This is a genomic window from Fuerstiella sp., from assembly GCA_022447225.1.
GTDB lineage: Bacteria > Planctomycetota > Planctomycetia > Planctomycetales > Planctomycetaceae > S139-18.
In genome coordinates this window covers 299,400-312,352 of the sequence record JAKVAZ010000001.1, presented here as the reverse complement: position 1 = coordinate 312,352, position 12,953 = coordinate 299,400, and the positions used below count along the sequence as shown (strand labels likewise).

General features: G+C 53.5%; 7 protein-coding genes. 6 read left to right on the top strand and 1 reads right to left on the bottom strand.

The window, feature by feature from the left end; translation table 11 throughout:
* Nucleotides 1-721: 721 nt before the first annotated feature.
* Together MK110_01140 and MK110_01135 are read left to right on the top strand one after the other, a co-directional pair.
* Complete coding sequence (locus tag MK110_01140) at nucleotides 722-2,263, top strand: altronate dehydratase family protein (protein MCH2209878.1); 1,542 nt, start codon at nucleotides 722-724, stop codon at nucleotides 2,261-2,263.
* A gap of 603 nt (nucleotides 2,264-2,866) precedes the next feature.
* A complete protein-coding gene (locus tag MK110_01135) occupies nucleotides 2,867-4,684 on the top strand; it encodes a hypothetical protein (protein ID MCH2209877.1) in 1,818 nt (605 codons plus the stop codon).
* Between the two features lie 233 nt (nucleotides 4,685-4,917).
* Here MK110_01135 and MK110_01130 read toward each other — a convergent pair whose 3' ends face one another.
* Entirely contained in the window at nucleotides 4,918-5,316 is a 399-nt protein-coding gene (locus tag MK110_01130) for a hypothetical protein (GenBank protein MCH2209876.1), read from the bottom strand.
* A 384-nt stretch (nucleotides 5,317-5,700) separates the two neighbouring features.
* Here MK110_01130 and MK110_01125 point away from each other — a divergent pair, with 384 nt between their 5' ends.
* From MK110_01125 to MK110_01110, 4 genes are all read left to right on the top strand, one after another.
* A complete protein-coding gene (locus tag MK110_01125; GenBank protein ID MCH2209875.1) occupies nucleotides 5,701-6,723 on the top strand; it encodes a MoxR family ATPase in 1,023 nt (340 codons plus the stop codon).
* 46 nt (nucleotides 6,724-6,769) lie between these two features.
* Nucleotides 6,770-7,666 (top strand): DUF58 domain-containing protein, encoded by an 897-nt coding sequence (locus tag MK110_01120; GenBank protein ID MCH2209874.1) that lies wholly within the window; start codon nucleotides 6,770-6,772, stop codon nucleotides 7,664-7,666.
* Nucleotides 7,667-7,784: 118 nt separating this feature from the next.
* A complete protein-coding gene (locus MK110_01115) occupies nucleotides 7,785-9,827 on the top strand; it encodes a VWA domain-containing protein (protein ID MCH2209873.1) in 2,043 nt (680 codons plus the stop codon).
* Nucleotides 9,824-12,496, top strand: a complete 2,673-nt coding sequence (locus MK110_01110; protein ID MCH2209872.1) for a VWA domain-containing protein — start codon at nucleotides 9,824-9,826, stop codon at nucleotides 12,494-12,496. Before MK110_01115 ends, MK110_01110 begins: the two co-directional genes overlap by 4 nt.
* Nucleotides 12,497-12,953: the final 457 nt, after the last annotated feature.

Genomic DNA, 12,953 nt, shown 5'->3' with positions numbered 1-12,953 from the left:
CTCATCTGCCAACGGCACCCCACGCCGGTCCGTGGTACCCCCAAACTAAAATGTTTGCTGCGGCATAGGTCTTGCCTGTCACCGGCAAATGCCGTGATCCATGAATACCCCGGCAGATAAGGACCGAAATTCTATGAGTAAGAACGGTCTGTGCTAAAGATGTCAGAGTACATACGAACCGGGCCGCTACGATGATACCATCTTCATCGTTACTGCAGTCGTCCGCCGGAACCCACGAAGCATTCTACGGTACTGTGACGTCCCGGAGACTGACGGGAGCAGGCAGTGAAATGATCAGAGGATTTGAACCGGTGGGAACGGGACGCTGTTACAGCAACTGGCAGACACTGCCGGAAGTGTGTCTCCGCAGACACACGCCATATCAATGCCCAAAAAGTACTACTGATACCGGACTCCCGTCCGGAAACTGCACACAATAAGAGACCGTTGCGAACGAATGTCCCTCACGAAGCCCGCTGTCAACTCCTTTCGCCACCGAACGCCTCGATTGCTCCCTGCGCTGACCCGAAGTGGCCAGGTAACAGAAAAAACAGACAAAATACACTGACGACATCTCGCATCCGAAAGAAACAAACATTCTGCACATCGGGAGCCTTTTGTGATGAATCAAAATCGGAGACGATCATTGTGGACTGAGCCTTTTTTGGACCGGCTGTAACCGGCTTGTTTTAAATGTGGCTCCCTTACGAAAGCTGAAGCCGTGACTGATTCCATTCTCCGTCTGCATGCTGCTGACAACACTGCCGTGGTAACTGTGTCGCTGCAGGCCGGTTCCAATGTCTCCACGGGAGAATGTCGCGTTTCGGCTGTCGCCGATATTCCGGCCGGCCATAAAATCGCGATTGACGAAATCCCCCAGGGAGAACCGATTGTCAAATTCGGTCAAAAAATCGGTTATGCGTCTGAACCCATCGCAGCCGGAGACTGGATCCACGTCCACAACGTACAGGCAACCAAACCCGGTTTGGAGTTCGAGTTTGGAACCGAAGTTCGTGAACTCCCGGCAGCTGAGCCACGCACATTTCAAGGCTACCGACGTCATGATGGCCGATGCGGCACTCGCAACTATCTGGCAATCGTCAGCACGGTGAACTGCTCTGCGACGACAGCCCGGTATGTAGCCCAAGAGCTTGCTCAGACAGATCTGGCCGATTATCCCAACATCGATGGAATTGTGCCACTGGTTCATAAAGCGGGTTGTGCGATGGCATTCGGTGATTCCGATCATCACCAGCTCAATCGAACTCTGGCAGGATTTGCCAAACATCCAAATGTTGCTGCCAGTCTGGTACTGGGACTCGGCTGTGAAACTGCCCAGGCCGATTATCTGCAGCAACAGCATGGACTTGTCCAGCTGGGTGGTTCGGGACCTGTGGCGGACGAGCCTGGCCCGATGGTGATGAATATCCAGGAGATTGGCGGCATCCGCAGAACCGTCGATCGGGCGACCGGAGTTTTACGTGACCTACTGCCGATGGCTAACGATGTGACCCGGCAGCCAATTCCGGTCTCTGAACTGAAAGTCGCCCTGGAATGTGGTGGCAGTGACGGAAACAGCGGCATCACCGCCAATCCGGCCGTGGGGGTCGCAGCAGACATGCTGGTGGCTTGCGGCGGAACTGCGATTATTTCTGAAACACCGGAGATGTACGGAGCCGAACACCTGATGACCCGGAGGGCTGTCAGCCGGGAAGTGGGCGAACAGCTGCTGGCACGAATTCACTGGTGGGAAGACTACGCGCAACGCAATGGAGTGACGATCGACAACAATCCCTCTGTCGGTAACAAGAAAGGGGGACTGACGACGATTTATGAAAAATCGCTCGGAGCCATCGCTAAAGCCGGGACATCACCACTGCGTGCCGTGTACCGCTACGCAGAGCCGGTAACAGAACGCGGTTTTGTGATTATGGACAGTCCCGGATTTGATCCGGCCTCCGTGACAGGTAAAGTCGCCGGCGGTGCACAGGTGGTGGTTTTTACTACCGGACGCGGCAGTTGTTTTGGCTGCAAACCATCACCCACAATCAAGGTTGCAACAAACACACCGATGTATCAGCGCATGTCAGACGACATGGATCTTGATGCGGGCACGATTCTGCACGGAATGTCTGTCCAGGATGTGGGTAAGCAGATCTTTGAACGAATCATCGCTACGGCCAGTGGAAAACGAACATTGAGTGAATCACAGGGAATCGGCGACGACGAATTCTGTCCCTGGCTGCCGGGGCCTGTTTTCTAGCCTGTATTCAGCAACACAATACAGGACAGCCTACATGTCACAACTTTCGACTGACTCTCTGCCTCTCTGCTGAAGAAAATACGGCCGCCCGTTGCCAAATACGACACGGTTTGCGCTGCTCCGGTATTTCAATCAACCAGGTCGGTGTCCTGTGTCCACAAAGCACGCCTGCCCGGTTGATTCATACCGTGAGGCATAAAGGGCTGTACCGGCGCCACGTCTGAACATAGACAACCGATTTGATTCATGCGGACAATTCACCGTAATGTGCAGATCCTCATATACTCGTGTCACAAGAAATCATCAAAACAGTCGACACGGCAGAAACTGCCGGAATGCATGACAATCAGAGTAGTGGGACATCGGAGTCGTGATGTCCCCCGCAAACAAACACCCGCAGCTGAGTGGCATTCAACAGAGAGTGCAGACCGTCATTAACGGAAAAAACATCACGACCAAAACAATCCCTACAGTTCCACAAATTCCCTGACCGATACTACCCACCAGACCGTATCAATGCGCTCGGACTTCCGTTCCGTGTCGGCAGAGGCGGCGCATCACGGTAAGAGCCAGAAGAAACTGTGGCTTGTGAAGGGTAGATCAATGCGGATTTGGCACCGTCTGAAAAGCGTTTTGCCGTTAATGCTGGCAATCATTATGTCAGCCAGCGGCGTTGCGCAGGTGATCTCCGGCGTCCCCAACAGCGGGTATCCGGCGTTCAATACCGGAACAAATGGATATTCGGCAATTGACTATCAGGGAATGCCGCCGGCGTTTCAGTCATACCCGCGCATGTCACCGTTTGAAAACAGGATGGAACAACACGTCAATTCCGATGGCCTGTGGTTTCGCGACACTATCAGCCACTTTGAGCGGCGCGGCAAATATAAGTTCGACGTGCAGGTGGAATGGCTGCGGAGTACGGTTCGGGACTTCGGTGGGTTTGTTGGAGACCCCAACGCAATCACCACGATCCAGCTGGATAATTTCGGTAGCACAGATGTTGAAGCAGTCGTAGCTGCAATAGGCTATCCACTACAAATGGGCCAGGTGCCCAGAGTACAAACAGACGGCTTACGTTTAAGCACAATTGTTTCAAGTCCTGAAGGATGGCGAATCGGCGTGAACGGAATGTTTACTCCCAACAAGGTCGCCGTATTTGATCGTCGTAAGGTTGTGGAAGCTGCCCGCAGGTCGATCGATGAAATCGATGCGCTGTTCTTAGAGGCAACAGGTGGAATCATGGGGCCGATCCCCCTGACCAATCTGCGAAATACTTCTGACCGAGAAATTGTCGAAACAAGGATCCTTGATAACGAAATCCTTCGGACCGGCGGCGAGTTTGATCCGGAGGAAGAATTTGACCCTCGGGGCAGTGCAAGCGATATCCTTGAACGCACTCTTCTGGTTCTTCCCGACCTTCCATTACAGAACGGCGTGCTTCTTGAAGGAGTGAACCAGTTTTTCGACCTCGATTTCATCGTGCGTCACAGTGTGGAAACCTTTGGTGCGGGTGTACACTTCGAAACCGCTCCAATGTTCCGGCAAGGTAATATTCAGTTCCGCGGACTGTTCGGTGGACGGTTCATGCAAATCAAAGAAGGATTTCACTTCAATGGAGTCTCTTCAGGGCTCGAATATGACCAGACACTGAGCATCGGCCAGATTGATCTGATAGACAACGATGGCGATTTTCTGATCGATGAACTTGGGGAACAATCCGGCACCGGAACAGGTGCTGGAACGGGAACAGGTGCTGGAACGGGAACAGGAGATGGAACGGGAACAGGAGATGGAACGGGAACAGGAGATGGAACGGGAACAGGAACGGGTGGAGACATATCATTCACTCGGCTCAACCCGTATCCCCAGATGCTGATAAGGTCTTTTGCGTACAGTCAGGTCGAGACTAAGCTTGGAGGTCCCGAATTCGGCTTTAGTTATGATATCGCAAAGACCGGTGGCGCCAGGATTTGGGGCTCAACACGTGCCGGAGCCCTGTTTAATGAAGAACGCATTCGGCTGCAGGGCGACAATATTGGGGACACATCAACTGTTGATGAGCTGGATCCAACGATCCTGCAGGACATGTTCGACACAACTGTCACGAATGGCAGCCTGACTGAGAATGCGTTCCAGGACAGGGATGGCGGAATGCACTTGTCACCCATGTTCGAGCAGAACATCACCGCTCAACTGCCGCTGTTCAACCGAGTTCCTGTTCTTCGGGATATCAAGTGCCTTGAGCACTCAAGCCTGCAACTGGGCTGGTCGTTTCTGTGGATCGGCGAAGTCGCGGAGCCGCAGGGCTCAATTAACTGGGCGTCAAATCCGCGGGCAGGGCTGTTTCCGACCGTTAGGGTGAAACGCGGCCATTTTTATCAGAACACATTCCGGTTTGGCCTGAATTGTGAGTACTGATACGCATCAACACCGGACGGATTTTGGTCTCAAATCCCAGCAAACATTGTAAGGATTGCGGATACGGATCCTTACGCGTCCGACATGCTGTGCCGTGGTTGCGGACACGACCGATACTGTCGATGTGCATAAGAAGTTCAACGACAATATCTGCTTCATCCATCAGCCGAAGCAGTCGGTCAATTGCTGGCTGGCGACACCATACCAATGATCGGTACCGGAATTCTTCGGATTCAGGGCGACCGCGCACGTCCGCGTCCCGCAAAGACGACCTGACTATGTTTTTCACTCAATCGATGAGTAAGAACAGCGTACCGCCAGTAACCAATTGCATCAGCCTCATCCAGTAACAGCAGCGTGTTCGCACCACCCGCTCGCTGCAATTTCATCGGCCCGTGGTTTTCGACGAGTCCCGGCAGTGCTTCGGGCTTATATCCGGCGCCGTTGTGACCAAAGCGTCGCGTTAGCACGAACCCACGAGCAGAAATCTGATCAAACTTCCGCAGTAAGTATTCAATTCCGTAATCAGGATTCGGTAACAGTTCGGCACCAGAGACTTCGGACGTAGTCATCAGAGTAATACAGATCCCGACACACTTTGTCGGTAACCTGTTGATGGCAACCCACAACAACGTGATAAATCCTGTTTGAGACCTGGAACGGAGACTGCGTGCAGCCTATCGATGCAACGCCATTGGTTCGTGTCACTCCCGGACCGCAACCACCGGTGCTGCAGGAAAGCCTGTCAACAATTTCATTCCTGTGAATTTCCGGTGTTGCAGAGCCACCCGGTGAGGTCAGTTTGTTATCACTTCGAAAGTCTCTGCAATGATGTTCAGGCATTCAGGAGCATCCCGTTGTCTCCGAACAGTCTCTCGTCACAGGGGTGATCACTGGACAAAGCGATCAGCGGGTCCAAGAATCATTGCATCAGCCTCAAACAGTGGCCAGGATCGCTGAGATTCCGCGGCATCGGCTGTACGAATCGTGTCAGAATCCCGCAGGAGTCGCTGCTGATGAGTGTGAGTGACGATCTCAAACAAAAGCTCGATGATTTTCGCACAGACTTCGACCGATTGCGGTCAGAAATATCAAAAGTCATTGTTGGACAGCAGCAAATCCTCGATGACACACTGACGGCTCTGATCGCCGGTGGACACGTTCTGCTGGAAGGTGTGCCAGGTCTGGGTAAAACGCTGACCGTGCGTACCCTCGCAAATGCACTCGATCTGCAGTTCCAGCGTATTCAGTTCACACCGGATCTGATGCCGGCAGATTTGATTGGCACCAATGTGGTAATGGAAACGCCCGATGGTGGAAGAGTATTTGAGTTTCAGAAAGGACCGTTGTTTGCCAACATCCTGCTGGCTGATGAAATCAATCGCGCGACTCCCAGAACGCAGTCTGCTCTGCTGGAATCGATGCAGGAACATTCCGTCACGATTGCCGGAACGACACACGTTTTGACGGAGCCGTTCTTCGTGATGGCCACTCAAAACCCTCTCGAAATGGAAGGCACCTATCCGCTGCCGGAAGCTCAGCTGGACCGTTTCTTCTGCAAACTGCAGGTTCCATTTCCTACTGCTGCGGACCTGGAAACAATTCTGGATCGCACGACGGAGGCCAACAGCTTCCATGCGGCACCAGTCGTAACCGGTGATCGCATTGTCGAAATGTCAGCACTGTCACAGCAGATTCCGGTTGCCAACGAAGTGCGCCGGTATGGCATCGCGCTGGTGCTTGCAACACATCCCGGTCACGAAATGGCAGCAGACGCGACTAAACAGTTCGTGCGCTACGGCGCCAGTCCTCGAGGCCTGCAGGCAATGATTCTGGGTGCAAAAATCAAAGCCATCCTGGACGGTCGCTATCATGTTGCCAGGGAAGATCTGCAGGAAATCGCAGTACCCGTCCTGCGCCACCGAATGATCCTGAATTTTGAAGGTCAGGCAGAAGGCATCGATACCGACAGTGTGCTGAGTCAGATTATAGCAGATACCCCGAAAGACGCTCCGGTCACTGCGTCACTCACAGCCTGATTTCCTGTCGGAAACTGTTTGTTGCAGTTCAGATTGAGTTCCGCCGATGCTTTTCCCTTCCGATTTTCTGACTCGACTGGAATATCTGTCCATTGTCTCGAAGCGGGTATTCCGTGGATCCCTGCTGGCTCAGCGTCGTACCACCCAGCCCGGTTCCGGAATCGAATTTTCCGGTCACCGAGAATATACACCAGGCGATGACTTTCGATATCTGGACTGGAATGTCTATGCCCGACATGGCGACCTCCTGTTGAAACGATTTCAGGAAGAACAGGACCTGCAGGTCTTTTTTATGCTGGACTGTTCACGCAGTATGAGCTTTGGTGAACCATCCAAGTTCAACCTGGCACGGCAACTGGTAGCAGCCCTTGCATATATCGCCCTGGCTGATCTGGATCGAATCACAGTACTGACATTCAGTGAAGACATTATCAGTGAGTTTCCGCTGACCCGTGGAAAAGCAGGAATTGTTCCGCTGATGCGTTTCCTGGAAGCACAGCAGTTCAGTAACTCCGACACGGCACTGAGTCGTTCCGTACAGGGACTGCTCCATCGCACGCGTCGTGCAGGACTCGCGGTCGTGGTGAGTGATCTGTTTGACGAATCCGGATTTCAATCCGGACTGGACCAGCTGCGATACCGCAGGTTCGATGGTCATGTTCTTCAGCTGCACGGTACGATGGAAGCCAATCCGGAACTACTTGGAGATGTCGAACTGTATGACGTGGAAAATGAATCGTTGCGCAAAGTTACAGTGACAGAACGCAATGCACGGGCATACAAGCAATTGTTTGATGATCATCAGCGCTCCGTACGGAACTACTGTCGCAACTACAACCTTGGCTGCACACAGTCACCCAGTACGGTGAAGTTTGACGATCTTGTCATGCACATGATGCGAGAATCAGGAACGCCGCATGTCAACAGAGAATTGAGGATCTAACGCAACTGATTTTCAGACACCGCGTACTGATACACCCGGTGAGGCAACGCCTCGCCGGGTGCTCCCTAACATCTGATGCAATCTGAATACATTTACTGAAGAAAGAAGTCTCACCACCTTGTCAACTGGTGTTTCAGCAGCTTTGTTTTGGCTGGTATTTGCGGTGCCGATCATTGCACTGTACTTCCTTAAGGTACGGTTGCGCCGTATCCCTGTGTCCACCAACCTGTTCTGGAAACAGATTTACGAAGAAAAGCCGCCGCGGTCCCTGTGGCAGTCTTTCCGACATCTGCTGTCACTGCTGCTACAGCTGCTGCTGCTGCTGCTGCTGGCCCTGGCAGTGGCAGACCCCGATCTGCCCTGGCAACAGACGGAACCACGACGCCAGGTTTTGGTCATCGATCGATCGGCCAGTATGCACGCTGCTGACGTCAAACCGACCCGGTTTGCAGCTGCTCTCAGCGATGCCCGCAACAGAGTGAACGGACTCCGTGCGTACGATGAAATGGCCATCGTAACAGCAGGAGTCAGACCGGAAGTTCTGGTCGGTATGTGCCGTCATCTGCCGACGCTGCACCGGGCGCTTGACCGGCTGGTTCCACTGACCGGCCCCACAGAACTGAAACCTGCCGTTGATTTGGCGATTCAGCTCACTGGTGAACATCCGCGCGGCCGGATTATTGTGCTGACCGACGGATGTACTGCAGCCCCTGAAACAGAGGTGTTCGACACGAAGAACACCGAAGAAGATTCGCACAGGTTCCGACGGACTGCTGTTCACAGCAAACCGGAGATTCAATTCCATCTTTTCGCAACGGATGCTTCGAACATCGGCATTACACAGTTTCAGGTTCGCCGGAGTATCAGTGATCCGCTTGGTTACGAAATTCTGTCACAGGTCCGAAATTCATCAGATGTCGCAATCGAGTGTCGACTGGAACTGGAACTGGATGGATTACCGGTCGACATTCTGCCCCTAAATCTGAAACCGAACGAACTTTGGACACGGTCAATCCAAAAAACATCGCTGGAAGGCGGCCTGTTGTCCGGCCGACTGACAGAAATCAGAAAATCCGGCCGATCAATGCAAGGTAAACCGACGATGCCGACACGATCGCTCAACGGTATATCAATCGATGACAGAGCCCGGGCACTTCTTCCTAACCGTAAGGTACAGAAGGTGCTGATTGTATCTCCGGGAAACCTGTTTCTGCAGAAAGTCTTCGAAGCCAGCCCGCTGGTGGAGATCGAAGTCGCTAAGAAACTCCCCGCCGAGTGGCCTCAGAACACACTCCTCGTACTGCATCAACTGACTCCGTCGAATGTCCCTTCGGGTGATGTGCTTGTCATTGACCCTGTACAAAGCACAGATCTGTGGACACTGGGAGAATCACTGACCGATCCAATTATTACCAGACAGGACACAGCCTCTGCACTGATGAGACATGTGCGTCTGGACAACGTACTGATGCCTCAGGCACGCAAAGTTACGGCTGTGGGCTCGAGCCATCTGCTGGCAGGTACTGACTTGGGTGACCCGGTCTATGTGGAATTGCATCGAGACAGTGGTCGTTGTCTGCTGCTGACCACAAATCTGGAACAAAGTGATCTGGCATTTCGTACAGCGTTTCCGATCATGGTTAGTAATGCTTTGAGCTGGTTCACCGGAACCAGCGGTGAGTTGACTCAGACACCGGCCACCGGTGACGTGACACGCGTCTCAATACAGAAGGCCACAACTGGTGAACCGGCCGGACATCCGAAACGTCAACTGGAACTGATTGATCCGGACGGAGATCGAACAGCGATCGCCGCGACACCGGCACGCAGGGCCGACACAGAGTCCTCGAATCTCGAAACCGTCATTGGCCCCCTGAATAAAGCCGGACTGTACAGAATAGTGGCGCCACCGACCAACACAGCCGGTGCAGCAGGGAACAGTCCTCGGGCCAAAGATATACTGCTGAAAACCGTTGCAGTCAATCTGTCGAATGCGCGCGAATCCGACCTGCGACCGGCTGAACATTTGAAGGCTGTCAATCACAACGGGACAATCGCTGTCGGCGGGCTGACACGACCTGTGTGGTTCTATCTGGCGGCACTGGCTGGTGCGCTGGCGCTGACGGAATGGTTCCTGTATAATCGGAGGTTCACCGATTGAGCCTTGAACTCATACGACCCTGGGCACTCGCGCTTCTGGTAGTTTGTCTGCCGATACTGGTGGCCATCTTTGTCCACGGTCTCAGCAGCTTTCCGAAGAAACAGCGTATCGTATCGACGGTGGTTCGCAGCCTCATCGTCCTGCTGATTGTCCTTTCTCTCGCCGGACTCACATTGCTGCTCGAAACTCAGCGCCAATATGTTCTGTTCATAATTGATCGCAGTCTCAGCATAGGTAAAGAAGCTGCGTCCACAGTCGAGACAAAACTTGACGAAGCGCTGCAGCATCAGGGAAGTCATCGAGTCGGATTTCTGGAGTTCACAGAAATCCCGGACGTCGTCAGGGAGTTTCGACCGCAGGTCACATCAGCCGTTCCTTCGACGGCATTGACCCGTTCAAAAAACAGCGGGGCACCCGTTGCAGACAGTCATGATCACAGAATTCAGAAGGACGATTCCGCTCGGCCTGCCGTGAAGGCTTTGGCGGTTCCCCCAAAGCAGGTATCGCCGAACGCCGGCACCAACATTGCTGCCGCGATAGAAGCCGCGGCCGCACACATACCGCCTGGATACGTACCCAAACTCGTCTTGCTCAGCGAAGGCAACCAGACTCTTGGCGATGCTGTGTCCGCGTCAATTCAATGCGGTATTCCAATTGACGTCTATCCGCTGCCGACACGCCGTGAACAGGAAGTCCTGGTGTCTGAAGTCCGTGTTCCGGCCGAAGTTCGACAGGGCGAACCGTTTTTTGTGGAGGTAATCATTCATTCCAATCACGACGATGAAGGCCTGATTGAGGTCTACCAGGCCGACCACAAAGTTGTGAGTGAACGAAGATCCATTAAAGCGGGTGAAAATTCTTTCCGGTTCCGGCAGTCAGTGGACCGGGAGCGGCTGGCCGACTTCACAGTGCGGATTTCGGAACTTGGACAGGACACACTACTGGACAACAACAGTGATTTCGGCCTCGTATACGCTGCCGGAAACCCCCGCATACTGATCATCGAAAGCGATCCAAATCTCATTCGTGAGCTCGCTTACGGACTGGAAGATGAAGGCATTCGGACCGATGTCCGGCCGCCACAGGGAATGCCGGATTCATTGTCCGATCTTCAAAATTACGAATTACTAATCCTGTCAAATGTACCGGCAACATCACTGACTCAAAAACAAATGCAGATCGTCCGCACATTTGTTCAGGAACTCGGCGGTGGTTTTATCATGCTCGGAGGCGAACAGTCGTTTGGACTGGGCGGATACTACAAGAGTACCATCGAAGAGATCCTTCCTGTACGCAGCGATTTCGAGAAAGAAAAAGAGAAACCGTCGCTGGCAATGGTGCTGTCGATCGACAAATCAGGATCGATGAGCGGTGAGAAAATCGAAATGGCAAAGTCAGCGGCACGCAGTGCTGTGGAACTCCTGGGTCTTCGCGACCAGGTGGCAGTACTGGCATTCGATGGCGAAACGTTTGTCATCAGCAAAATGCAGTCCGCGTCCGCGAAAAGCACCATTGACCGCAACATTGCACGGATCAATGCGGGTGGCGGAACCTCCATGCATCCGGCCATGGAGACGGCGTATGAAATGCTCCAGTCAACTTCCGCCAAACTTAAGCACGTCATTCTGCTGACAGATGGTGTTTCATCTCCCGGTGATTTTGAAGGAATTGCGCAGACGATGGTTTCTGCCAGGATCACTCTTTCAACGGTCGCTGTTGGTGACGGTGCGGATACGCAGCTGCTGGAAGCAATCGCCCGAATCGGAAAAGGGCGGTACTATTTCACTGCAGATCCCGAACAGGTCCCTCAGATTTTCGCAAAAGAAACGGTTACAGCCGGAAAATCGGCTATTGACGAACAGCCGTTTCTGCCCCTGGTGATTAGAGCGACACATGCATTGAAGGATCTCGACATGGACGCTGCTCCATTTTTGCTCGGCTATGTAGTCACTCGCCCTAAACCCACAAGTGAAGTGATTTTGGCAACAGAAACCCGTGACCCGCTTCTGTCGTGGTGGCGTTATGGTCTTGGCATGTCGGCTGCGTTTACATCTGACGCCAAGAACCGCTGGGCCGCCGAATGGGTCACATGGCCTGGATTTTCCAAATTTTGGACGCAGGTCGTTCGCCAGGTAATGCGCAAAGGTGATGATCGCGGGATCGCAGTGGAAATTGAGCGCCGAGGTCGGGATGTCCGTTTGACACTGGACGCGACGGACGACATCGGCCGTTTCGTGAATGACGCCCAGGTTGAACTCACGATCATCGATCCACTGCTGCACAGGAGTCGTTTGGTGCTGCCACAGGACGCCCCGGGACGGTATGCCACAACATTCCCAACCGGACCGTCAGGTGCGTATCACATGGAAATGGCGGTGAAGAAACATGATCAGGTCGTATATCGGCAATCGAGAGGACTTACCGTGGGATACAGTGACGAACTTCGCATTCGCCCCACCAATGAATCACTGTTAAAGAACATCGCCCGACATTCCGGAGGTACATACAATCCATCGACTGAAGCTGCGTTCGTCGGTGATAGTCGCCGTGTTACACGACCAACGGCTTTGTGGCCATGGCTGCTGACAACGGCCATGGGACTGTTGGTACTGGATGTAGCACTGCGGCGAATCGACTTTAGTTTGCACTGGCCGTTTTCACGAGTGTAAATGTTCCCGCCTGCAGTTGCTGAGACTTCTGTCTTATGCTGTGCTGATACCCGCCTTACCGATTTCTTATCAATCACCGGCACGGGAACTTTCGAAACTGCTGTACACCCGGAACGCCGAAACGACTCTGCTGCCGACAGGATTCGCGATCGACCGCCATCATAAAACCCCGACCTTTGTGACCGCGAACATAACAGGGCACAGCCGTTGTCGTCGGAGTAATGTCCACGTTGCCAACAGCGCAACAGCAGGGTAATACAGCATCGCCGTGCACCTCCAGCGTCGCGTTGATCAGGAGAGCTGGCTGGTTACCGCAACATCGTTGCCGCGAAACCCGGAGTCAGCTGCAGGACCAGGCCGGATGGCTTCGGTGGCCGCTTAGCGAATTGTCTGGAGGGATCTGATGGACCGCCCGTACAATCGTTCACAGCGCATGTGAGTGCGGGTGAGAGGGCAT